The 23,439-nt window shown below is 57.1% G+C and carries 24 protein-coding genes and 1 pseudogene; 5 read left to right on the top strand and 20 right to left on the bottom strand.

Going from position 1 to position 23,439, the window contains the following annotated elements; all coding sequences use genetic code 11:
• Positions 1-9: 9 nt before the first annotated feature.
• From IPK32_12210 to lhgO, 5 genes are read right to left on the bottom strand one after another with little or no spacing between them, the layout of a single operon-like run.
• Positions 10-1,041, bottom strand: a complete 1,032-nt coding sequence (locus tag IPK32_12210) for a zinc-binding dehydrogenase (protein MBK8092713.1) — start codon at positions 1,039-1,041, stop codon at positions 10-12.
• A gap of 21 nt (positions 1,042-1,062) precedes the next feature.
• The gene (locus IPK32_12205) at positions 1,063-2,019 is read right to left on the bottom strand and encodes an SDR family oxidoreductase (GenBank protein ID MBK8092712.1); all 957 of its coding nucleotides are present in this window, start codon (positions 2,017-2,019) and stop codon (positions 1,063-1,065) included.
• Positions 2,020-2,052: 33 nt separating this feature from the next.
• Positions 2,053-3,054 carry a GDP-mannose 4,6-dehydratase gene (locus tag IPK32_12200; GenBank protein MBK8092711.1) on the bottom strand — a complete coding sequence of 334 codons (1,002 nt, stop codon included), beginning with the start codon at positions 3,052-3,054 and terminating at the stop codon, positions 2,053-2,055.
• A gap of 15 nt (positions 3,055-3,069) precedes the next feature.
• Complete coding sequence (locus IPK32_12195; GenBank protein ID MBK8092710.1) at positions 3,070-3,636, bottom strand: SIS domain-containing protein; 567 nt, start codon at positions 3,634-3,636, stop codon at positions 3,070-3,072.
• 15 nt (positions 3,637-3,651) lie between these two features.
• Positions 3,652-4,860, bottom strand: coding sequence for an L-2-hydroxyglutarate oxidase (gene lhgO, locus IPK32_12190; GenBank protein ID MBK8092709.1), 1,209 nt, complete (start codon positions 4,858-4,860; stop codon positions 3,652-3,654).
• An 82-nt stretch (positions 4,861-4,942) separates the two neighbouring features.
• Here lhgO and IPK32_12185 point away from each other — a divergent pair, with 82 nt between their 5' ends.
• Together IPK32_12185 and IPK32_12180 are read left to right on the top strand one after the other, a co-directional pair.
• The gene (locus IPK32_12185) at positions 4,943-5,410 is read left to right on the top strand and encodes a helix-turn-helix domain-containing protein (protein MBK8092708.1); all 468 of its coding nucleotides are present in this window, start codon (positions 4,943-4,945) and stop codon (positions 5,408-5,410) included.
• Between the two features lie 18 nt (positions 5,411-5,428).
• Positions 5,429-5,977 carry an IS630 family transposase gene (locus IPK32_12180; GenBank protein MBK8092707.1) on the top strand — a complete coding sequence of 183 codons (549 nt, stop codon included), beginning with the start codon at positions 5,429-5,431 and terminating at the stop codon, positions 5,975-5,977.
• A 113-nt stretch (positions 5,978-6,090) separates the two neighbouring features.
• Here the strand turns inward: IPK32_12180 and IPK32_12175 are convergent, their stop codons facing one another.
• From IPK32_12175 to IPK32_12135, 9 genes and pseudogenes are all read right to left on the bottom strand, one after another.
• Positions 6,091-7,254: a glycosyltransferase family 2 protein gene (locus tag IPK32_12175; GenBank protein ID MBK8092706.1), complete on the bottom strand. Its 1,164-nt coding sequence runs from the start codon at positions 7,252-7,254 to the stop codon at positions 6,091-6,093.
• A gap of 16 nt (positions 7,255-7,270) precedes the next feature.
• Positions 7,271-8,037 (bottom strand): annotated as a pseudogene (locus tag IPK32_12170) (cephalosporin hydroxylase family protein).
• 12 nt (positions 8,038-8,049) lie between these two features.
• Entirely contained in the window at positions 8,050-8,700 is a 651-nt protein-coding gene (locus IPK32_12165; GenBank protein ID MBK8092705.1) for a GNAT family N-acetyltransferase, read from the bottom strand.
• A gap of 11 nt (positions 8,701-8,711) precedes the next feature.
• Positions 8,712-9,842 (bottom strand): DegT/DnrJ/EryC1/StrS family aminotransferase, encoded by a 1,131-nt coding sequence (locus tag IPK32_12160; protein ID MBK8092704.1) that lies wholly within the window; start codon positions 9,840-9,842, stop codon positions 8,712-8,714.
• A gap of 89 nt (positions 9,843-9,931) precedes the next feature.
• The gene (gene rfbC / locus IPK32_12155; protein ID MBK8092703.1) at positions 9,932-10,465 is read right to left on the bottom strand and encodes a dTDP-4-dehydrorhamnose 3,5-epimerase; all 534 of its coding nucleotides are present in this window, start codon (positions 10,463-10,465) and stop codon (positions 9,932-9,934) included.
• A complete protein-coding gene (locus IPK32_12150) occupies positions 10,462-11,691 on the bottom strand; it encodes a methyltransferase domain-containing protein (GenBank protein ID MBK8092702.1) in 1,230 nt (409 codons plus the stop codon). Before IPK32_12150 ends, rfbC begins: the two co-directional genes overlap by 4 nt.
• A gap of 8 nt (positions 11,692-11,699) precedes the next feature.
• A complete protein-coding gene (gene rfbG / locus IPK32_12145) occupies positions 11,700-12,794 on the bottom strand; it encodes a CDP-glucose 4,6-dehydratase (protein MBK8092701.1) in 1,095 nt (364 codons plus the stop codon).
• Positions 12,794-13,591, bottom strand: a complete 798-nt coding sequence (gene rfbF / locus IPK32_12140; GenBank protein MBK8092700.1) for a glucose-1-phosphate cytidylyltransferase — start codon at positions 13,589-13,591, stop codon at positions 12,794-12,796. Before rfbF ends, rfbG begins: the two co-directional genes overlap by 1 nt.
• A 9-nt stretch (positions 13,592-13,600) precedes the next feature.
• Positions 13,601-13,855 (bottom strand): hypothetical protein, encoded by a 255-nt coding sequence (locus IPK32_12135; protein ID MBK8092699.1) that lies wholly within the window; start codon positions 13,853-13,855, stop codon positions 13,601-13,603.
• A 461-nt stretch (positions 13,856-14,316) separates the two neighbouring features.
• Between IPK32_12135 and IPK32_12130 the strand changes: the two genes are divergently transcribed.
• Positions 14,317-14,967, top strand: coding sequence for a hypothetical protein (locus IPK32_12130; GenBank protein MBK8092698.1), 651 nt, complete (start codon positions 14,317-14,319; stop codon positions 14,965-14,967).
• Positions 14,968-15,116: 149 nt separating this feature from the next.
• Here the strand turns inward: IPK32_12130 and IPK32_12125 are convergent, their stop codons facing one another.
• From IPK32_12125 to IPK32_12115, 3 genes are read right to left on the bottom strand one after another with little or no spacing between them, the layout of a single operon-like run.
• The gene (locus IPK32_12125) at positions 15,117-16,601 is read right to left on the bottom strand and encodes an SMP-30/gluconolactonase/LRE family protein (protein MBK8092697.1); all 1,485 of its coding nucleotides are present in this window, start codon (positions 16,599-16,601) and stop codon (positions 15,117-15,119) included.
• Positions 16,602-16,627: 26 nt separating this feature from the next.
• Positions 16,628-17,419, bottom strand: a complete 792-nt coding sequence (locus IPK32_12120) for a M48 family metallopeptidase (GenBank protein MBK8092696.1) — start codon at positions 17,417-17,419, stop codon at positions 16,628-16,630.
• A 49-nt stretch (positions 17,420-17,468) separates the two neighbouring features.
• On the bottom strand, positions 17,469-18,134 hold the full coding sequence (locus tag IPK32_12115) for an AAA family ATPase (protein MBK8092695.1): 666 nt from the start codon (positions 18,132-18,134) through the stop codon (positions 17,469-17,471).
• 101 nt (positions 18,135-18,235) lie between these two features.
• Between IPK32_12115 and IPK32_12110 the strand changes: the two genes are divergently transcribed.
• Together IPK32_12110 and trpE are read left to right on the top strand one after the other, a co-directional pair.
• Positions 18,236-18,655: a hypothetical protein gene (locus IPK32_12110; GenBank protein MBK8092694.1), complete on the top strand. Its 420-nt coding sequence runs from the start codon at positions 18,236-18,238 to the stop codon at positions 18,653-18,655.
• Positions 18,656-18,729: 74 nt separating this feature from the next.
• Positions 18,730-20,244: an anthranilate synthase component I gene (trpE, locus tag IPK32_12105; protein MBK8092693.1), complete on the top strand. Its 1,515-nt coding sequence runs from the start codon at positions 18,730-18,732 to the stop codon at positions 20,242-20,244.
• Positions 20,245-20,779: 535 nt separating this feature from the next.
• Here the strand turns inward: trpE and IPK32_12100 are convergent.
• From IPK32_12100 to IPK32_12090, 3 genes are all read right to left on the bottom strand, one after another.
• Positions 20,780-21,673 carry a DUF58 domain-containing protein gene (locus tag IPK32_12100; protein MBK8092692.1) on the bottom strand — a complete coding sequence of 298 codons (894 nt, stop codon included), beginning with the start codon at positions 21,671-21,673 and terminating at the stop codon, positions 20,780-20,782.
• Between the two features lie 119 nt (positions 21,674-21,792).
• Complete coding sequence (locus tag IPK32_12095; protein ID MBK8092691.1) at positions 21,793-22,299, bottom strand: four helix bundle protein; 507 nt, start codon at positions 22,297-22,299, stop codon at positions 21,793-21,795.
• Positions 22,300-22,389: 90 nt separating this feature from the next.
• Positions 22,390-23,391 carry a MoxR family ATPase gene (locus IPK32_12090; protein MBK8092690.1) on the bottom strand — a complete coding sequence of 334 codons (1,002 nt, stop codon included), beginning with the start codon at positions 23,389-23,391 and terminating at the stop codon, positions 22,390-22,392.
• Positions 23,392-23,439 lie beyond the last annotated feature (48 nt).

Here is a 23,439-nt window from a genome sequence, read left to right as displayed (position 1 = left end):
GAGAGCGGATCAGAAGTGGATGATGCTGTGAATCGTCTCGCCACTGCGCATGCGGGCGATGCCGTCGTTGACCTCTTCGAGCTTCAGACGATGCGAAATCATGCCCTTCGGGTCGAAGAGGCCGTTTTCGATCATGCGGAGCTGACGTGGGATGTCGATGGCGGGCTGGCTACTGCCGCCCTCGGAGCCGGTGAGCTCTTTGCCGAAGTGGAATTGCAGCGTGTTGATCGAGATCGTCTTGTCCCAAGGCATGACGCCGATGCCGACGCAGCGGCCTTTTGGCGCGGTGAGGGCCAGTGCCTCCTGGAGCACGGCGGGATTGCCGGTGCCGTCGATGACGACATCCGCTTTGCCTTTGAGAATCTCCTCTGCGGCGGCGCGGAAGTCAGGCGTGGTCTTCGAGTTGATGGTGTGCGTGGCGCCAAACTCCTTCGCTTTCGCCAGCTTATGATCGAAAAGATCAACCGCGATGACCGGGCAGGCACCGGAGAGCGAAGCACCAAGCACCGCACCCAGGCCAATGCCGCCGACACCGATGATGACGACCGATTCGCCAAGACGGACACGGGCATCATTCGTGACCGTGCCGAAGCCGGTAGTCAGCGTGTCGGCAAACAGGCAGCAAAGCTCAAAATCCGTGTCTTTCGGCACCACCGTGAGGCGGTTCTCCGCGACGATGCTGAGCCGCTGGAAGGTGGTGATGGCTCCGGCGTTGGTCTTTTTGCCGTTCCAGTCATAGACCGGAGGTTTTGGCTGGAGACCAAGACCGGGACGCCAGTGCATGACGACGCGATCACCGGGCTTCACATGCGTGACCTCGGGGCCCACTTCGAGCACGGTGCCGCCGCCTTCATGCCCGAGAAGATGCGGCAGCCAGCGGTCAGGCCCTTTGACGCCATCGATTTCGCCGATCTGCGATCCGCAGATGCGCGTGGCGGCGATTTCGACGAGCACCTGGCCGAATCGAAGCGGTGGAATTTCGACCTCGTCGATCACGAGAGGCTTTTTTTGCTCTACCAGGATGGCTGCGGGTGTTTTCATCGAAAAAGCGAACGAGGGAGATTAGACGAGGTCGCCGGTCTGAATGAGTTTCATCATCCATTTCACGGTGTGGGACTTCTCATTGTCCTTGAGCACACCCTGCTGGTAGAGTTCGATCATCTCGCGGATGGCCTGGCCCACGCTACGCTTGGGCTTGAAGCCGGTGGCGAGCAGCTTGCTGGAGTCGAGACGGTAGCTGCGGGGATCGTTGGACTCGCTGACGATGACCTCTGCGGGGATGATTTCCGTCACGCGGTTGGCGATCTCGAGAATGGAGATGTTTTCAAAGCCGGCGTTGTAGCAGCCTGAGGCGACCTGCGGATTGGCGAGCAGGTGCATGTACACATCAATGAGGTCGAGGATGTGGATGTTCGGGCGGGTCTGATCGCCGCCGAAGACCGTGATGCGCTTGTTTTGCAGGGCCTGGAAGGTCAGCATGTTCACAGCGACATCGAGACGCATGCGCGGCGAGAAGCCACAGACAGTGGCGGGACGCACGCAATGGACCTGCATCTTGTCCGCATAGCTGAGCAGCACGCGCTCGGCGACCATCTTGGTCTTATTATAGACGGAGATTGGCACCAGTTCGAGATCCTCGGTGACGCGATCCTCGGATTTCAGGCCGTAAACGCTGCCGGAGGAGGCGAAGACGAAATGCTTCACGCCTTTGCGCACGCATTGATCGGCCATCTGCATGGCGGCGAGCACGTTCACCTCCCAGGAGAGAGTCGGCTCGAGATCGACGGCGGGATCATTCGCGATGTTCGCGAGGTGAAAGACGGTATCCATGCCATCTAGCGGAATGGATTCCAGATTGCGGATGTTGCCTTTGACGACAGTCAGAGAAGGATGGGCCTCAAGGTGATTACCAAACCACTGGGTGTCGAAAACGGTGACTTTGTGGCCAGCTTCGAGAAGGGCGCGAGTTAGGAGTGTGCCCGTGTAGCCGCAGCCGCCGGTGACGAGGATGTTTTTCATGCGTGAGGTTGTATGGATGGGTTGGAAAAGAGATCAGGCTTTGTGGATGTAGTTGAGCGGCAGTTTTTTGAGCGCATCAAAGTGCTCCTTCGCCCACGCGACGGTCTGGTCGATGCCTTGCTCAAGGGAAACGCGGTCATGCCAGCCAAACTCGGCGCGGACCTTCGCGGCATCGAGCAGGTAGGCGGCATCCTTACCATCACGCTCGGGGGCTTCCTCAGTGTGCTTGGCGAAGTCCTCCCCCATGCGCTCGCACACGAGCGTCACGAGATCGCGGATGCTGACGAAGCGGTCCGTGCTGATGTGGTAGATGCTGCCTGGCGCGGCCTTCTGCGCGATGTCCCAGGTGGCGGAGGCGACATCGTCAATGTGAATGAAACTGCGGACGGAATGGCCGCTGCCGTGAAGCTGGAGCTTTTTGCCGGTGAGGATGGCCATCACCATGCGCGGAATGACGCGGTAGAGCTGCTGGCCGGGACCATAGACATTCGCGGCGCGGGTCCAGACGACCGGGAAACGGTAGTTTTCTAGGAAGTTGTGCAGGCTCAGGTCGCAAGCGGCTCGAGAGGTGGCGTAGGGCGTGCTGGGATTGTAGCTGCGGGTCTCCTTGAGCAGGCCGTCCGTGCTGCCGTAAACCTCGGGGGTAGAGATGTGGACGTATTTTTGCAGCGACGGCAGCTTCCGAAGCTGGTCGTGCAGCATGATGTTCGCCACGGTATTGGTCATATACCAGTCCTCAGGCTTCAGCCAGCTCTCCGCGACCATGCCTTGCGCGGCAAAGTTGATGACTTGGGTCACTTCCAGATCCGCGGCGAGCTTCACCAACGCATCTAGGTCTTTCCTCAAATCGAGCTGATGAAAACGGTAGGTGGAACCGCTGGCGGCCGAATCCCATGAGTAAGGGCGAAAGGGCAGCTCAGGCTCCGCAGAGCGGCTGGCACCGACAACCTCCAAACCGGGTTGTTTGAGCAAATAACGGACGAAACTGGCTCCTGAGAAGGAATTGCTACCGATGACGAGAATGCGCTGGGACATGAAGGGAGACTTAGATTAGCATTTGGTGCCGTTGAGGGCGGAGATGTGACGCATGATCATGTGCCCGACGACGATTTGGAGGTCCTCGACGATCTGCATGTCGTTGAGGGCGAAGTGAATCACATGATCGGCCTTGTGCAGCGCCTTTCCACCGTCGAAACCGAGTATGGCGACGGAGGTGACGCCTTGCGCCTTGGCCTCATCGAGCACGGCGAGGATGTTGGGCGAGTTCCCGCTGCCGGAGAGCACGATGAGCAGATCACCCGGCTCGGCGAGTACGCGGAGCTGCTGGGAGAAGATCACCTCATAGGACAGGTCGTTGCCGATGCAGGTCAGCACGCCCACGTTGGCCGGCAGAGCGTTCGCCAGGATGGCATTGCGAGTGCCCTTGAACATGGCGGCGGTGAAGTCATTGGCGATGTGCAGGGCATTCGCCGCGCTGCCTCCATTGCCGCAGATGAAAACCTGTTTCCGCTGCTTGCGAGCGTCTTCAACGAGGTTGGCGAGCTTTTCCACGCCACTCCAGTCCATGCTGGAGGTGAATTGGGAGAGCTTTGCCGCGTAGTCAGCGAAGGTATTCATGGTGGGAGTGATTCTTTAGCTTAATCCGGCCACACGGCAAACATTGTCCACGATATGCTGGCCGATGGCGAGGCTGGCGGTGGCACCTGGGCTGGGGGCATTGATGACATGCAAGGCGTGCTCGCGCTCGATGAAATCGAAATCTTGGACAAGCCTGCCATCGGGAGACATGGCCTGGGCACGCACGCCAGTTCCGCCGTCCATCAGATCGCTGTCCTGCACCTCGGGAGTGAGTTTTTGCAGCTCGCGGCAGAAGCGGCTCTTACTGAGTGAGGTGTGCAGCTCGCGGGCGCACATGCCGGGATGGGCGGCCAGGAAGCGCCAGAGGCCTGGAAAGCTCAACGCCTCGCCGAGGTCACGGAGGTTTACATCGGTGGCTTTGTAGCCTTCACGGGCGAGGGCAAGCACGGCGTTCGGCCCGGCCTCCACGCCGCCGTGGATGAGGCGGGTGAGATGCACCCCGAGGAAGGGGAAGGTGGGATCTGGCACCGGATAGATGAGCTTTTTGAGCCTGGCGGCCATTTCGGGGCGGAGCTGGAAGTACTCGCCGCGGAAGGGCACGATCCGTGTGGAGGGATTTTCCCCCGCCATGCGGGCCACGCGGTCGCTGTGGAGGCCGGCGCAGTTCACGAGGAAATCGCATTGGTCTTCACGCTCCTCGCCGACGAGCGTCCACTCCCCGGCGCGAAAGACAAGCTGCCGTACCATGCAGGAGAGCCGCAGCGATCCGCCGAGGCCCTCCAGGACCTTTCTCATGGCCTCGACGACTTGCTTGTAATCCACGATGCCTTCTTCCGGGACATGCACGGCGGCGATGCCAGCGGCCATGGGTTCCATTTCCTTGAGCTGCTCCGGCCCGAGCCTCTCCATGCCGCTGAGACCGTTTGCCGAGCCACGCTCGATGAGCGTCTTCAGGCGGTATTCCTCGACCTCGCTGGTGGCCACGACCACTTTCCCGCAGATGTCATGGCTGATGCCATGCTCGTGGCAGAATGCAGTCATCTCCCGGATGCCCTGGACGGCCAGCCGGGCCTTGAGCGAGCCGGGTTTGTAGTAGAGGCCCGCGTGCAGCACGCCGCTGTTATGCGTGGACTGGTGCTGGCCGGGAGAGGATTCCTTTTCCCACACAAAAATCTCCGCAGCAGGTAGCCGGTTTTGTAATTTAATCGCCGTAGCCAGCCCGATGAGGCCTCCACCGATGATCCCGAATCGTCGTCTGCCCATTTTCATGAATTTAGACCGGTTCTCAAAAAGAATGTCATATTGAGGCTGTACTTTTTAGAATTGCGGTAATTAATAGGCGGCGGTGGCCCGCCCGTGCATCACACTCAATCTCGAAAACGCGACCTTGGAAGAGGTCGGCGTGGCGATGGATTGCTCACCCACGAAGAAGGGCTTTCGTCGGCTTCAAGCGCTGCGCTGGCTTTATGAAGGCAAGAGCCGCGAGCAAGTCGCTGACCTCTCAGGCTTCAGCCTGCGGCAGGTTTTGCGCTTCATCCAAGCCTTCAATCTCGCCGGCCTTGATGGTCTCATTCCTGGACGCAGCAGCGGGCGTCGCCGCATCCTGCCCAAGGAACAGGTGAGCGATAAAATCCTACCTCTCATCGAAGATCCCTCACTGGCCGGACAAAGCCACTGGACCGCGGTGAAATTGCACGGCTGGATCAAGCAGAACCTGCAAACCCAGCTCGGCTACAGCACCACCGTGCGCTATCTCCACGAGCACGACTACCGCATCAAGGTTCCCGCGCCCTTGGCCGCTCAATCAGGATGAGGACAAGCGCCAAGCCTTCTGCGAAAAGCTCCAGAACTGGGGGCCGATCCGAACGTCGACCTGTGGTTCAGCGACGAAAGCGGCTTTGAAGGCGATCCGCGCCCGCGCCGCACCTGGACCAAGATCGGCAAGGTGCGCCACTCCCCCTATCTCGGTGAGCACATCCGCTACAATGTGTTTGGTGCCGTGCGGCCCAAAGATGGAAGGCTCGGCGCACTGCTCTTCAACCTATGCGACAGCGTCACTTTTCAGGTGTTCCTCGACACTCTGGCCGAAGAGAATCCGCGCGTAGAAGGACGCCGCGCTATCCTGGTGCTCGACAACGCCTCATGGCACAAGACCAAGAGCCTCAACTGGCATCACTTCGAGCCGGAGTATCTGCCGCCACGCTCGCCAGACCTCAACGCTATTGAGCGGTTGTGGCTGCGCATGAAAGCCGACTGGTTCAACGGCTGGATCGCCAAGACTTCCGAGCAACTTCAGGACCGTATCATCGAGTCCCTACGCTCTTTGTTCGACCAGCCCTCCATCCTTCAGTCCCAGTGCCGCCCAAAGACGCGTTTATGACATTCTTTTTGAGAACCGGTCTAGACAAGCTGCCGCCCTCGGTGCGTGCACCGGTAGCTGAAGTTGATAATTGAGCGTGCTGCTCACAAAAAGTGTGCGCTGCAGTTAATGCCCTATGACATTTGATATTCCTTTTTCTGCGCCTGGATGTAGTCGATTGCACTGGCGTATCGCCATTCAGGTCGGCGCAGCACCCATTTCTTCCACACGCCTTTGATGAAACATTCTGTTTTTTTTATTGCCTGGCTCATTCTACCTTTCAAATGCGCAAGTTTAATTTGAGACATGACTTCACTCCGTGTGCTAGGAGACTCGGCGTTCAAAGCTGTTTGCCATGCTTCCAATTCACGGTTCATCGCTACACCTTCTTTAAAAGCGTTGGAAATATAAGCGTGAACAGATTGATAAAATCTAGGCATATCCAGTTCGTGAGGTGCAAGCCTTCCTCCGAGTCGTTCGCGTATATGAAGGTAGTCATTGTAAATGGCCCCAGGAACTGTCATTGCCTTCACCGGAATTCGGTCATAGCGATCACTGTCACTAATCTTTAACTCTCGGAGAAAATCCTCATAGAGCCCCTGTTTGAGAAGGGCTGCCCGCCCGTTGCTATGCTGCTTCGTACCATAAACCACGAGCGCCTCCGCCAGGCACACAATTTTTTCACCATGCGCCAACCACTGAAATGCGGAGGTATAGTCTGGGGATACGGGTAGAAATTGCCGCCCCGTTATGGACAGTTCCACCTTCTTTGCTAGTGCTCGACGCACGGCACTGAGATGTGCGATAGGCAAAAAATGGCTCCATTCACTGGAGCGCCCTTTTAAAAACTTATCGAGCACCTCATCACTGTTGAAAACAGCGGTTTGTCTTGATGCAGGGGGCGACCAGACACGTTTGAAAAGCCCCACGTCATCAAACGAATCACTGCTCCAAGTGACAACATCCACACTGGAATCTGCAAATCGTTTCGCTATCGTTTCGAGTGCGTGATATTTTAAAAACTGTTTATCCTCAAGCATGGTGAAGACCTCTCCAGAAGTCTGTTGGAAGGCAAATTCCCAATTGTCCGGCATGGAGAGTCCGCCCGTCTTAAAATATTTAATGCGAGGGTCATTGAAGCCGGCGACAACCTGCTGGGTAGCCGCAGAGTCATCATTATCAGCAATCACCAATTCAAAATTTGAATAGGATTGATCAAGCGCACACCGAATGCAGTCTCCAAGCAAAAAAGCTCGGTTCTTAGTTGGCACAGCTATAGAAACGAATGGCGCACACATGTGTATATATTTGTAATTAAGTTTTACGCCGCAACCATGCACCAGGCCAATAGGTAACGTTTGTTCGAAGCACTGGACTTTCGTTGAAAAGCCACGGGGCTGGATCTGCTCGAATTGGTTGTTGCTGGCTAAAAACTCGAGCACGGCCTGCTGTGGATTGTTAAGTCCCCAATCAGCTTGAGAGCGCGGAGCCCCGACCAATTCTTGCATGATCCCATCTGTGGCGACGATATAAGATCCCGGCGTTACGAGCGGGGAATACGCTTGTAGCTCTGCCAGCACATGTTCTTTGGAATGGTTAGAATCAAGCATGACAAGCACTTTTTCGCCATCACTCACGAGCTTGGACGCTTCGGCAACGATTTCTGGCGACGTGGAGCTACCCTCAATCAAACTTATCAGTGGATGGAGGCAATGCTCTTCAATTGCTTTTCGGTTGTGAGGCCGAATTTCAATATCAATACCGATCACACGTCCTCGGCCAAGGGCTTTAAACAGACTGGCGTAGAAAATAAGTGATCCACCATGCGCTACACCGGTTTCGATGAGCAAGTCAGGCTGCAACTGAAATATGACTTCCTGTGTTCTAACCATATCCTCAGGCAACTGTATGATTGGTCGCCCGAACCAAGTGAAGGTATAAACATGTTTAGTGTCCCAACCACAGCGAAGCCAGGCCTTGGAGACTGCTTCAAAGGCTTCTGCCGTGTTCATGGGCAAGGTCACTCGCTCACAATTGCTATCAATATGAACGAGTGCGTTGGCTTCATCAATGGTGATCATAACATAGAATGGTTAGGGGGGCGGTGTTGATGGAACGTCAAGAAGGTTCATATGAACCAACTGAGGTTCAGAAAGGCAAACATGGTCATTGTCAATTTGCCATACAACATCTCCGTTGCGTTCTGTGCGCTGTAAATGCTCTCGACGAGTCTCCATGAAACCAAATTTACGATAGAATTCCAGGGCCGGATTATCGGAACGCACACGTACTGATATTTTCTGTAGTCCGAGTGGTCCACGTGCCCAATTCAAGAGGCTACGCAGACAATCAGTCATGAGACCACGGGGGGCATCTCTGCCACGCACTACGGCATCCGCTTCCCCTTCATGCGTAGTCCAGTCGATGAAGGCTAAACCCATATAACCAACAACTTCTCCTCGCGGAGATTCAACCATGAAAAGCACGCGCGTGTTATCAGGACCTACTATCTTTGTGAGCCATAATGCCGTCCGTTCAGGAGTTGCAGTGAATTCCGTCAAAAAAGACGAACAATGTCGGTTGCGCCATTGCGTCAGTAGGTAAATGTCTGAAAAATCAAGTCGTTCTCTGCTAGTAGCAACAGGCCTTAGCACTGCCTGCACTGGCGAGCCAACTTCAAGACAGAATTGTTGAGATGTTCCCGCGTTTACCTTGATCGACTGGAGCAGAGATTGAGGAATCATGAACATCTCCGCTATTGTTGCCGAAAAAATGATTCAATGGACCCCACAACAGCTTCTTGATCCGATGAGGACATTTTTGAATGAAGGGGTAATGACATAACTTCATTGCCAGCCTTTTCTGTAACGGATAGATCACCGCGAGGGCAGTTTTTAAAAAGCTCAAACCAGTGGCCTGGCTGCCACTGGATTCCGGTATCGATACCGCGCTTAGACATCCAATTACGCAGCGAATCTCGGAGATCCGCTGGCACTCGGATGTAGTAGAGAAATGGAGTGATGTCGTCAAAATTGGTGTCTGGAACGCGTACTTGTGGGATAGCGCTGAGACGTTGATTGTAGGTGCGGCAAGCAGCGCGCCGAGTTTCGGAAATCACTGGCATTTTGGCGAGCTGAACTAGGCCCATTGCAGCGTGTAAGTTCGCCATGTGATAGCGAAAGCCTAATGATTTTACATCATAGGTCCATGCACGTTGGTTTTGATACATGACTGTAGCAGGTTGGCTCATGCCGATCAACCGCATTTCATGTAAACACTGGCGCTCCTCTGCGGAGCGGACAACGAGAACTCCTCCATCTATGCATGTAATCGTTTTTACAGGATCAAAGCTGAACATGCATATATCAGAAAAGCTACCTATCCTACGCCCTCGACTTCTAGAGCCAAACGAATGAGCTGCATCATGGATGACACGCAAGGCGTGCTTCTCAGCAAATAGCGCCACCCGATCATGGTCACACAAAATGCAATCATAATCCATGACGATTATCGCCTTGGTACGAGAGGTTACCAGCCCCTCGGCTTTTTCTAGATCGATACAAAGCGTGCGGTCATCTATATCGCAGAATACGGGGATCGCTCCAACGGCAAGGATGGCCTGAAAGTCAGCGATATTATTAAACGAAGGTGTGATAACATGATCCCCCTGCCCCACGCCAGCTAATAAGAGGCCCAAATGTAGCGCCGCGTGCCCAGTGTTTAATGCAACAACCTCACGGTCGGTAGTTTCTAGAAAATCCTTGATTCCATTTTCAAATTGCCCGACGTAGGCTCCCATTCCCAGCCAGCCGAGCCGGAGAGCATCCGTTGCGGCCTCAATCTCTTGCTCTTCGATTAGTGGTTTAAATACGGGAATTCGGTTCATGTTTGTGGCGGCCTTAGTAGCAGAAGATGTTTTGGATTTCAAAGCTGCAATTCTAAAAGTCTAGATTGGATCAACCGATTGCAAAACGTTTATAGGGTGAAGTACGGATAGGATGCGTCCCGTCGTGACAGGATTGCTTGATCTGGCATTGGCCATAGGATGCCGAATGTTGGGTCATCCCAACGCAAACCACGTCCACTTTCAGGGATGTAGCGATTAGAAATAATGTAGTGCAATTCGGTATCAGGCATCAAGGTTTGGTAGCCGTGTGCACAGCCTTTGGGGATGTAGATCGCGCGGCCATTGTCTGCACTGAGTTCCACACTGTGCCAATGTTTGAAGCTCTGGGAGTCTGGGCGTAGGTCTAACACTACATCAAACACAGCACCACGTGTGCAGCGAACCAATTTTACTTCTTCATTTGGCGCTGCTTGGTAATGCATGCCTCGCAGGGTGCCGCGCTTGTGATTGAAAGAGCTGCTGCACTGAGCCAGGGCTGGGTCGAGGCCGTGGGCCTTTAACTCATCTTTACACCATGTGCGTGCGAACCAGCCGCGCTCGTCCTGACGGCGCTCCATTTCGACAATCCATACTCCTTCGATCTGGGTGGGAAGAAAGTTCATGCTACGATGAGTTTTGGCAGCGGAATGACAAACTTGCCGTTAATAGCCCGGAAGTCCTGCTGCTGCAGCATGACTTCTTCGGCGAAATTCCACACGAGGAGCACGGCGTAGTCGGGTGAGCGGGCAGCGAGCTCCTCAGCAGCAACGATGGGGATGTGCAAACCAGGGCTGAGCCGGCCCTGCTTGTAGGTGCTGCGATCTGCGATAAATTCGAGAGTCTGGGCTGCAATACCGATGTAGTTGAGCAGGGTGCTGCCTTTGGCTGAGGCTCCGTAGGCGGCGATGCGTTTACCGCCTCGCTTTTGCTCTTCTAAAAACTGAACCAAATCAGCTTTCACTTGGGCGGCTTGGTCGCTAAAACGTTGATAATAAGAAGCACTGCTGACACCGAGGCGGGTTTCACTGGCGAGTGTTTCTGTGACGCTTGAGCGGATACTTTCTGCTCCGCTCCGGCAAGCGTAAAGCCTTAGCGAGCCACCATGGATGGGTAGGCACTCGGTGTGAAAAACGTCCATTCCGTGACGTTTGAAGAGCGGAATGAGCGGCGTGAGGGTGAAGTAATAGACGTGTTCGTGGTAAATGGTGTCGAACTCGGCTTTTTCGATCATTTCCACGCCATAGGGGAACTCAAACACGCACCAACCGTCTGGCTGAAGTAGTTCGGCCACGCCAGCGACGAAGTCATTGGTGTCTGGGGCGTGGGCGAAGACGTTGTTGCCTAAAATGAGGTCAGCACGGCCTTTTTGCTCACGCACGGCGGAGGCGGTTGATTGGCCAAAAAACTCGCAGTGCGTTTCGACTCCGTTTTCGCGAGCGACTTCGGCGATGTTGGCCGCCGGCTCGAATCCCAGACAGGGGATACCGGCCCCAACGAGGTTTTTCAGTAGGTAGCCGTCGTTGCTGGCGATCTCGACGACGAAACTTTCTTTGCCGAGGTTTTTTTCCTCCCTGTGCTTTTGTACGGCGGCCTTCGAGTGGCGCAACATGGCGTCAGAGAAGGAGGAGAAGTAGATGTAATCGCTGAAGAGATCGACTGGGGGCACTGTTTCCGTGATCTGCATCAGCCAGCAATCGGCACAAACAAAGACGGCGAGCGGAAAGCGCGGCTCTGGTTTGCCGAGGTCCTCCGTGTGCAAGAGGTTGTTCGCCAGCGGCTGAAGGCCGAGGTCGATCACTGGAAAGGAACGGGTGGAGCCACAGGAGCGGCAGCTATGGGCTTGGGGCATGGTTTAAACTAATGGGTCCACGGCAGCCCGGCGGAGCGGGCCTGAGCGGCGTATTTGGTGATTTGATGGCGAGTAAAAGTCAACATGTCAGCGTCTTTTTGCGTGTGGCGCACACGATACCACTCAGCGGTGGCCTGGGTGGCCTGGCTGAAGCCCCAAACGGGACGCCAGCCCAGTAAGCTGGAGGCCTTTGCATGACTCAAGGTCAGCCGATTGGCTTCTGGCACGGCGTTGGGGTCAGGTCTGGCCTCCCAGTGTCCGGGCCAGATATCAAAGAATGCCTTCACGACCTCGCCCACGCTGTGCTCGGAGCCGGGATTTGGGCCAAAATTCAGATTGAGAAGCTCTTTCGACGCTGGCTCGGAAAACAGGAGCTGCCCCGCGTTCAAGTAGCCACTGAGGCACTCCAAAACATGCTGCCAGGGCCTTGTCGCGGCGGGATTTCGCAGGATTACCGGCTGTCCGGCCACCTGCGCACGCACGCAGTCTGGCAGGATGCGGTCCACGGCATAATCCCCGCCACCAATGACATTGCCGGCGCGGACGGTGGCAAGGCGTCCCCTGCCCAGTTCACGCGAAAAAAACGAGGCATGCCAAGCCGCCACGACCATTTCAGTGGCAGCTTTGCTCATCGAATACACGTCATGACCTCCGAGTGGATCATCCTCGGAAAAGGGACGACCGTGGTTCTTGTTCAGATAGCATTTGTCACTCGTGACGATTATGACATGGGCACGGGAGTTTGTGGCCCGCACGGTCTCCAAGAGCGTCGCTGTTCCCCAGGCGTTCACGGAGAAGGTTTCCAAAGGTTCCGCATAGGACAGGCGCACCAGCGGCTGAGCTGCCAAGTGCATGATGAGGTCTGGCTTGGCCGTCTCGATGGCCTTTGTCAGAGTGGTGCGATCCCGCAGATCGGCGATCCATTCGTGTGCTAGTACATCACACGGGATGAAATGCCTCAAATCCTCCTGATGCAGCGGCGCCAGTGCATATCCACTGATCTTTGCTCCCAGGGCGTACAGCCAAAGCGTGAGCCACGAGCCTTTAAAACCGGTGTGCCCGGTCACGAGGACGCGTTTACCTTGATAGACGGAGCTAAACATCACCAGACCTTCCAGGGCGCGTTGCCGCCGTCCCACATTTTGTTGAGGATTTCAAACTCGCGGTAAGTGTCCATGCACTGCCAAAAACCGTCATGGCAGAAGGCTTTTAGCCCACCTGCCTCAGCGATCTTTTGCAGCGGATCACGTTCAAAAACGCAGTCGTCTCCGGCGAGGAATTGACGAACAGATTGATCAAGCACCATGTAACCACCATTGATAAAACCTGCTTCTTGCTCCGGCTTCTCTTGAAAGGACTTCACCGTAAATCCATCAAGTCCTAGTTCTCCAAAGCGGCCCACGGGTCTCACTGCGGTCATGGTAACGAGGGCCTTCTGTGCGTAGTGAAATTGGACAGAGGTGCCGATGTCTGAGTCCGTCACCCCGTCTCCATACGTGAGCAGCAGATCTGGATCTCCGAGATGCTGCATGGCGCGAAGTAAACGTCCACCAGTCATCGTGTGCATGCCAGTCTCCAGCAGGGTGACGGTCCAGTCCTCCTCGTCGTGGGCATTGTGGTAGGTGATCTGCGGGTTGCGCCCCAGTTTGAGCGTCACGTCGCTGCGGTTCCAGAGGTAGTTGCGGAAGTAGTCTTTGATGACTTCACCTTTGTAGCCGAGGCACAGCACGAAGTCTTTGAAGCCGTGGTGAGCATACGTCTTCATGATGTGCCACACGATGGGCTGCCCGCCGATGGGGACCATGGGCTTGGGGCGATATTCCGTCTCCTCGCGAAGGCGGGTTCCGAGTCCTCCACAGAGGATTACGACTTTGAGGTTGTTTGGTATGGAGTCGGTCATAAGTCTTAACTACGAATCTCGTGCTCCGGGGACATGCTCGCGGTACCATTGATACGCCGCCGCGGAAGGGGCTTTGGCTTTCCAGCCAATGCTGTACAGGCGCTGCACGTCGAGGAGGCGCACCGGGACAGAAGGCTGCGGCCATTGAAGATTAAAGAAATGGAAGAAGAACGGCCACAGGTCACTGTAGGAATCACAGGAAGAAACCAGCACAGAAAAAGTGGGCTTAGCAGATGGGCTGGGGGCGGCATTTTCAGACGGCATGATGTTTTGATGTGTCACCACGCCGCCAGCTGGGCAACAAAAAAATCTAGATCCTCATCCAATGCGAAAGTCAATCACTAGCTAGAAACCGGCTTGATGCTGACACCTCCAGCTCCATTACTCAAGATTTTCAATGGCAGTTCTCATCGTAACCTCCAAACCTTACCTGACGCTATCGCCCCCCCCCCCATGCAACTGTCCCACCGTTACCGTAAATTTCGGCCCTCCAGCGGACACTGACCTTTTCCTCCTCCCTTTCCCCATGCGATCCAGCACTGCCAAAAACATCATCCTGGCTTCACCACCATCCAGGTGCGAACGGGGCGCTCCAAGCTCAAAAAGCTGCTTCAACTGCCTCATTTCCGACCGGAAGGTCGAAGCGACCCTGGAGCCAGGGCTCAAGCGAGGCCTCGACCTCAACAAAGGCCTGCAAAACTTCTTTTTATGGTTCCCAGAGGAGTATGAACCCGCTCTCCAGTGGTCCATCCGCAACCTGCTCCTATTTTGAAAACCTGCGCCTACCGGAGGACCAAACCCATGCGCAGGGCGGATGGCAGCCCGGGTGCGAGGTGAGCACCACCAGAGAGCAAAACTGCGGGCGCTACGAGAAGCGCGAAGTCGTCGTCATCCGCGACATGAGCTGGTGGCCCAAGTCATGGAAGTGGACGGGGCTGCAAAGCGTCATCTGTGTGCGGCGCGAGACCATGCGCCAGCGCCACAGCGCGGAGAAACCAACTGTCGAAATGCATTACTATCTCAGCAACTCGAAGGCCGATGCGGCGGATTTGGGAAGGCTCATCCGCAACCATTGGTCGGTGGAACCGGATCGCAGCGGAGATACACTGCCGCAGGCAGCCCGCAGGGCGAGTGTAGCGAGTCAAAATCAGTGCCATCATCTGCTGGACGTGACCTACAACGAGGATCACTGCCAGGTGCGGGACAAAACCGCCGCGCACAGCCTCACTTTGCTGCGCGAAATATCAGCCAAGGTGCTGAAGGCCAGCCCACTAAAAGGTTCCATGAGCAGCAAGCGCAAGCGCAAGCGATGCGCCCTTGACCCAACCTTCCGCTCCGAAGTCACACGTCCCATTTTCCATGGTTTTGGTGCGTAAGCCTTGGGCGAAGAGGTAGAGTTGACGGCGAGCGTGCTCTTGCTTCTTTTTGCTCGATTCGCTGCCTCTGGAGAACAATGCAGACTCCCCAATCGGTCTGAGGGAGTTTACCAACAAGCAAAGGGTGGGGCGGAGCGTTAGGGCGGGACTTAGAGTTTCGGGGCGGTGGGCTTGAGGGGCTTTTGTTGGCCGCTGATCACGCCTTTGGCCTTGGTGGGGCGTTTGTAGATGGTGTCGCCGCAGGCGATGAATAGTTCGCTGAGGTCTTTGCCGCCGAAGCAGACGTCTAGGGGCTGTTTGGGCGTGGGGAGGATGTAGTTGACGCGGCCAGCCTGATCACAGACTTGCACGCCGAGTGCGGTGGCGACGTAGAGGCGGCCTTCGGTGTCCACGCTCATGCCGGAGGCTTCGCAGGTGCCGTCATCTCGGGTTTCGAGCATGTAATAGGGCTGGGCATGCTGGAGGGTGCCGCTGGGGCTGATTTGGGCAGAGTGGATGAAGTGGGCGTTTTTTTGCGAGATGTAGGCGAGTGTTTGATCGGGTGATAAGCAGAGGGATTGACCATTGCCTCCTTCTGGGAGGGCGATTTTGCGTCCGGTGTGGTCCACGGCTCTAGGATGTGGATTGGCTGTGGGAGTGATTTGGCCGCTGAGATCGACTTGGAGGTGATGTGCGGGCTGTTTGAGTGAATTCTCCACTTTTTCCCAGGCGGAGCCGGTGGGGATGATTTCGTAGCCTTTCCACTTCGAATCGTCTTTCGGGTTGGCCTTCACTTCGATGTTCGTCTGCCAGTCGCGCCAGAGCCAGCGCATCACGTCGGGGAAGATTTGGGTGGCGTGTTTGGCGTTGTGGCCGCCTTCGCCCCAGGCGTGGTTCACGTCGTAACCGGCCCAGGTGAGGCTGCGTTCCATCATCTGGTTGGCCATCCACCAGTCGCCGCAGTAGAGGTTGTTGTCGCCGGTGCCGCTTTGGAGGAAGACGCGGAGGGGCTTGGGCTCGACTTTGCGGACGAGGACGGGCAGTTGATCGGCCCCGTGAATGCCGACGTAGGTGCCCACGCCTGTAAAGACGCGACGAAAGCGGTCCGGGCGATGCCACGCGGCCATGAAGGCACAGATGCCGCCGCTGCTGTTGCCGGAGATGGCGGCGTGATTGGGATCGGTGCTCAGTTTGAGGCCGTGCTTGGCCTCGATGGCGGGCAGGAACTCGTCGATGAGGAACTGCGAGTAGGAGGGGTTGACGCTGTCGTATTCGTAGCTGCGATTGAAGCGGGGGAGGGCATTGTCGTTCGCTGCGGGGACGACGCCGGGGCGGATGAAGACGCCGACGAGGGGTGGGATTTCTTTTTTGGCGATGAGATTGTCGAAGACGGTGGGGGCCTGGTAGATGACGCCGTCCTGGAAGACCATGTAGGGCGTGGGCTTTGCCGGATCGAATGCGGCGGGGAGGTAGAGGGTGTATTCACGCTCGGTGCCGGGGAAGACGCTGTCGCTGGCGGCGCGGTAGGTGTCTTTGATGAGGGTGCCTTTGGCGATGCCGGGTTGGGGCTTGGAGTCTGGCCCTGGTGGGTATTCATCTGCCGCTATTAAGGGCTGAGCCAGGGCGAGACTGAGTGCGAGGAGTGGGCGGAGCATGAGCGTGCAAGGGGGGGGGAAGGGGATCAATGATACTCCTGCATGGCGCGGGGCATGAAGGCGCGGAGGCTTTCGATGCGGGTGGAGTCGAGCGGGTGGGTGCTGAGGAAGGCGGGGAGCTGGGCTCCGCTCTTGCTGCGGCTGTGTGCAGCGAAGTTTTGCCAAAGCTGGATGCTCTGCTGCGGGTCGTAGCCGCCACGGGCCATGTAGATGGCTCCCATTTTATCGGCTTCGAGCTCCTGTCCACGGCCGAAGCGCAGGACGCCGAGTCCGACGGCGGCACCTGCGGCGGTGGTGGCGATGTTGGCATCGGGGCCGCCTTCTTGGCCTAGCATGGCTCCGAGGACGGCGACGCCTGCGGCTCCGAGGATGCTGGTGCTCATGCGCTCGCCGCTGTGTCCGGCGACGACGTGGGCTAGCTCATGGCCGAGCACGGCGGCGAGCTGGGCATCATTGTGAGCGACTTTGAAGATGCCGCTGTTGACGCCGACTTTGCCGCCGGGGAGGGCGAAGGCGTTTGGCTGACTGTCATCAAAGAGGACGAATTCCCAGTTGGCATTGCGGAGGGGGACGACACGCTTGAGCCGGGTGGCCACACGATTGACGGCGGCGAGTTGGGTGCTGTTGTAGGAGCGGCGCTTGTCCTTTTTCATCTTTTCGAACTCGGTCAGCCCCATTTGGCTGAGGTGCGTGTTGGGGATGAAATTGAAGGAGCTGCGGCCCATCTCCGGCACGGTGGTGCAGGCGATGAGGATGGTGCTGAGTGCGAGCACCATGGGCAAGGCGAGTGAGCAGAGGCGGGGTGAGACTTTTTTCATGGCGCGGCATCATTGGGAGTATGTGCCGAGGCCTCAACCACAAAAAAAATCAGACTCCGGACCGCCGCGAGGGTGGGGCGGTGCGTCTGGGCTGCGGAGGTGGTTTGCAGTCGAGCTCGCGTACGATGCTGTCGAGCACGGCGAGGCCGTGGGAGATCTTTTTGAAGAAGGATGGATTATGCGGCACGAGAATGAAGCGCGGGTGCTGCGACCAGAGGGCGCGGAGCCGGTGATCGAGCTGCACGGCCTGCTCCAGGGTTTCATTGCGGATGGGATTGCCACTCTGGATGTCCATGCCGCCAGCGGCGGCGCTTTCAAAGAAGATGACGGCGTCATAGCGTGCCAGCTCGGCCGCGAGTGTGCTGCCCATCTCTGCGAAAAAGTCTGCGCTGTCTCCGGGCCAGTAGGCGGCGCCATCGACGGTGCCACGGTCACAGAGGAGCACTTTTTCGGGATAGAGCGCGGCCTGTACGTCCTCGAGATTCCGCTGAACATGGTAGATGGCACGCTGTGCGGCATGCACGGCCATGGGCAGGGTGGAGCGGGGGAAGCCGCCGCTGAAGACCATGGTGGCGGCCTCTGGCACCATGACGACGCGGTCGCCGATCTCGCGGCGGAAGAGGTCTGCGGCAGTCGTTTTGCCGCCACCGGGGCCGCCGGTGAGCACGATGCGGCAGTGAGCCTGTGCGGGTGATTTAGCAGCTTGGCGTTTCATGCTGATAGCATCGCTCGCTGGCGAGGTAGGCGTCAAGCGGTGGCGTCATTTTGCACAAAAGCGGAATAGCTTCACAGTGCGGTATCGCTATGCTCAGGTGCATGAACCGACTCCTGCCCTTTGTTCTTCTTTTGCCCGCCTGCGCTGTCATTCCTGGTGCTGCGGATGCAGAACGCGAAACGTTCTTTCTCAGTGAGGTGAAGCCGATTTTGCAGCAGAACTGCCTGAGCTGCCACAATGGTGCACTGCGTCCGCCTGCGATGAATCTATCGAGCAAGGCTACCGCCTTTGCTCGCAGTGCGAGTGGCCGTGACTACATCCAGCCGGATGATCCTGATTGCAGTCTGCTGATCAGTGCGGTGCAGCGTGGAGGCAGCCATCCGAAAATGATGCCACGGAGAGAAATGAGCCTGACGGAGGACCAGATCGGCACGCTGCGTGAGTGGATCGAGGATGGTGCGTATTGGCCTGAGGGGCCAAAGGGCATGCTCACGCCCCAAGTGGGCGCGGAGAGCCGATAAGTGGCACGGAGCCGCATTCTGCTGCGGCTTCTGCTTTGATCTTCAGGCATTTCGCATCCAGAATCGGCCCGCTCATGCCCCAGCTCCATCTTCAGCCCGATTTTCCCACCTTCCAGTCACTCGCGGAAAAGGGATCGCTCGTACCAGTGGTGGCAGAGTTGACGGCGGATTATGAAACGCCGCTCTCCGCCTTCCAAAAGATCCATGATGGCCGCTGCGGCTTCCTGCTGGAGTCTGCGGAGCTGACGCAGCACTCTGGGCGCTATTCGCTGCTGGGTAGCTCACCGCGCATCATCTTCACCGCGAGGGGTAAGGAGATCGAGATCGAGGAGCGTGGCCAGAAGCGCACATTCACGACGGAGGGTGATCCGCTGACCGAGCTGGAGATGCTGATGAAGGCCTTCCGTCCGCATGATGCGCTGCCGCTGCCGGTTTTCCACGGTGGAGCAGTAGGCTACCTGGCCTACGACATGGTGCGTTTTTTTGAGCCGACGCTGCCTGCGCCGAAAAAGGATGAGCTAGGCCTGCCGGACATGGTTTTCATGATCACGGATACGGTGCTGGTCTTTGACCACCGCACGCGGCGGCTCTCGATCATCGCCAATGTGCATACGGATGAGCACGCGACGCTGGAGGCTGCCTACGAATGGGCGAAGGAGCAGATTTCGGAGGTGATGACCCGCTTGGAAAAGCCCCTGGCGGCCAAACCGCTCCAGGCCTTTGCGCCAGTGTCCAATGAGCAACTGCCTGCGCCTGCGGGGAACACCACCCGTGAGGAATACGAGGCGATGGTGCTCAAAATGAAGGAGTACATCGCTGCGGGCGATATTTTCCAGGGAGTGCCCTCACAGCGCTTCGAGACGGCGTATCACGGCAGCACGATCGACCTCTTCCGGGCTCTGCGGCATGTGAATCCTAGCCCGTACATGTTCTGCATGGACTTCCCGCAGGGCTTTGCGCTCGTCGGTAGCTCGCCGGAGGTGCACGTGAAGTGCATGGATGGCCGGATCGACATCCACCCCATCGCTGGCACACGCTGGCGTGGCAAAACCAAGGCCGAAGACGATGCGCTGGCCGATGAACTGCTCCATGACCCGAAAGAACGTGCAGAGCACATCATGCTGGTCGATCTGGCCCGCAACGATGTGGGCCGCGTGGCAGACTATGGCAGCGTGAGAGTCAGCGACCTAATGGTGATCGAGCGTTACTCGCATGTCATGCACATCGTCTCCAATGTGGATGGCCGCCTGCGCCCCGAGAAGTCCGCATACGATGTGATGCGTGCCACTTTCCCGGCAGGGACGGTCAGCGGATCGCCGAAGGTGCGAGCTATGGAAATCATCAATGAGTGCGAAAAGAGCAAACGCTGTGCCTACGCAGGTGCGGTGGGCTACTTCGGCTTTGATGGGAATCTGGACTCCTGCATCGCGCTGCGCACCTGTGTGGTGAAGGATGGGAAAGCCTACGTGCAGGCTGGTGCCGGTGTGGTGGCAGATTCTGATCCTGCCTATGAGTACCGTGAGACGGTGAACAAGGCTACGGGAATGCTGCGAGCCATCGAGTGGGCAAAGCAACTGGGTGAAAAGTAAGCGCGAAAAGTTTCCGGCAGATTTGAACAACCTATTCGCAGACTTTTCACAGAGTCATGCACAATGAGTTCGGTCTTGGTTAGGCTGTCGTTGGTTTTTGCTGGCTTGGTTGGCCAAAAAAAGAACCCTCCGGTGTTACCACCGGAGGGTTCCATAGCGATCCAGCAACCAACAACGAATGAGGACCGTTGGCACAAAATTTGTAGCTGAGGAGAGCTGCAAACCGTGGTCCCGAGGTTACCCTCAAGGACGCCGGGAGATTAAAAGTTTTGGCCGATCAGTCAACCTGCTGCCCCTTCTTTTGCAAAAAGAACTGTTTGAGTCTCATTTTTGATAGCTAAATGGTGGCATTTTTCTCAATCTTTTAGCAAAAGGAGTCTTGACATGGTTTTGGGACTCCGGGCGGGGCTGACATGTTGGGTCTATAATTACTAGATAAGTCGAAAAAGGGCCCCAAATGGCAAAAAGTGCCTATTTTTGCCAATTTTCGGCCTACCGGAATCGGGGGGCAGCATGCGCCTAGTCGGGCGCTGACTCAGCGCATGCGCAGGGCGAGGTAGTTCCGCAGTGCCATGGAGTGCGATTCGTCCGTGGGGAGGCTGAGGTAGTCGATCTGGTGTTTGCTAAAGCCTTCTTTGAGATCGGTTGCGAAGCGTTTCTGCACCTCGATGTAGCGCTGTCGGACCGTGGCGGGATCGAGGAGGAGGAAGTCCTCGTCGTTTTCCAGGTTCTCAAAGCGTGCCCAGTTGCCAAAGGGGAAGTCGATCTCGTCGCGGTCCCAGAGCTGGAGGGCGATGACTTCGTGGCCTTTTTTGCGCAGGATGCCGACAGACTTCAAAATGGCGGCGGGATCGTCAAAGAAGTCGCTGATGAGGATGACGAGGCCGCGGCGCTTCAGGCGCTGGGCGAGGGATTCGATGACAGGAGCGAGGCTGGTGTCCTTGCCGGGCTCCGTTTTGATCATCGTTTCCAAAAGGACATGGAGATGGGTGATCTTGGTGTGGCAGGGGATGAGATCACGCACTTTGCTATCAAAGGTGATGAGTCCGACGGCATCCTGCTGACTCATGAGCAGGTAGGCGAGCGAGGCGGCGAGCTTGCGTGCGTAGTCGAACTTTAGGACGCCTTTGCTACCACGGTAATTCATGCTGCCGCTGGCATCGAGAACGATGGTGGCGCGGAGATTGGTCTCTTCATCGTATTCACGGATGTAAAAGCGGTCGCTACGGCCAAAGACCTTCCAGTCGAGCCGGCGAATCTCATCCCCCTGGACGTAGGGCCGATGCTGGCGGAACTCGACACTGAATCCTTTGTGCGGCGAGGCGTGGTGGCCCGTGGTGAAGCCCTCGACGACGGTGCGTGCGAAGAGCTGCAGGTGTTGCAGACTCGTGATGTCTTCGGCGTGGAGGATGTCGGAGAGGGTGGCCACGGGGTGGGGAGGGGGCGGTAAGGGAAGGCGGAGCGGGAGGTGTTGGCGGAGGGAAGTGCTTAGTGCTTAGTTTTGTGGCGGGAGGCGGACTGAGCACTTTGGCGCTGTGAAAGGTGAAGTCATAACGAATCGACTCCCTCGGAGAGAAGATCTTCAAAGACATCGGGGACCTCGTTAGGGAGAAGGCAGAACTCGACGGAGGGTTCACAGACTTTGGAGGAGAGGGGATCGGGGCAGAATTCGGCGGCGCGTTCGGTCATGGCGGCGAGCATGCGTCCGATTTCGAGGGAGAGTCGGAAAAGCGGACGTGCCGTGGAGGAATCGAGATAGCCATCATCGACGGAACAGATGATCCAGTGTTGGGTTTCGTTGTTCTCGCTTTCGGCGTCGCTGAGTTTGCTTTGGAAATGCTTGATGTAGTCGCGTTTGCCCCATGCTTCGGCGATTTGGGCACCTATGGATCTCGCGGCACGACGGAACTGATCTGTTAGAGAGTATTTTTCTTCCGCCGGAAAGCATTTGGACGCCTTGAAGACGCGTCCCTGTAAATCCCGTGCTTTTTGATAAACACGAAGCTCCCAGAACGCCTTCGCAAACGTCAGCTTGATGTCGTGGGGCGGGCTCATCATCGATTTCAGCGCATGAGATTCAACTGAGCACTAAGAACTGAGCACTGAGCCACTCATGCTCACGCTCGCTCCCAGGCTCTCCGTGGGTCACAAAACCCGCGCCTCCGACTTCTTCGTCGTCTTGATGATTTCGGCGATGATCTGATCGACGGTGATGCCTTCGGCCTCGGCGTGGAAGGTGGGGACGAGGCGGTGGCGGAGGGCAGGGGCGGCCAGGGCCTCGATGTCGTCGATGGTGACATGGGTGCGGCCTTGGAGGAGAGCGCGGACTTTGCCTGCGAGGACGAGCATCTGGCTGGCGCGGGGGCCAGCGCCCCAGCCGAGCATGGATTTGACGTACTCGGAGGCTCCGGGCTCGTTCGGACGGGTGGCACGGACGAGGTCGAGGACGAAGTCGATGACGTGATCCGGCACGGGCACTTTGCGGGCGAGCTGCTGGGCGGCCTGGAGGTCCTCTGCGGTGATGACGGCGTCGATTTCTTGGCTCTCGGTGCCGGTGGTGCGGGCGATGATGTTGCGCTCGTCGTCACGGGTGGGGTAATCGACTTTGATGAGGAAGAGGAAGCGGTCTTTCTGGGCTTCTGGGAGCGGATAGGTGCCTTCTTGTTCGATGGGATTCTGCGTAGCGAGGACGAAGAAGGGCTTTGGTAGCTCGAAGGTCTCCTGGCCTACAGTGACATGCTTTTCCTGCATGGCTTCGAGGAGGGCAGCCTGCGTCTTGGGAGGGGTGCGGTTGATCTCATCCGCGAGGACGATCTGGCTGAAAATGGGGCCGCGCTGGAATACGAGCTTTCTGCGGCCCGTCTCCGCATCTTCCTGGATGATCTCGGTGCCGGTGATGTCTGCGGGCATCAAATCAGGCGTGAACTGGATGCGGCGGAAGCTCAGGTGCATGGCGTCAGCAAGCGATTTGACCAGCAAAGTCTTCGCTAGGCCGGGCACGCCTTCGAGGAGACTGTGACCACCAGCGGCGATGGCGATGAAGACCTGCTCGATGACGGCCTCCTGCCCGACGATGCGCCTTGAGAGAGCGGTTTTTAGCTTTTTGAAGTTTTCGACGAGGGCGGAGGCGTTGGCGGTATCGGACATAAAGAGGATGGAATGCAGCAGATTCCGAAAAGTGGACAATTTACGATC

Source organism: Verrucomicrobiaceae bacterium, from assembly GCA_016713035.1.
Lineage (GTDB): Bacteria > Verrucomicrobiota > Verrucomicrobiia > Verrucomicrobiales > Verrucomicrobiaceae > Prosthecobacter.
Note: the sequence above shows the minus strand (reverse complement) of the source record. Positions and strands in the feature narration are given on the sequence as shown.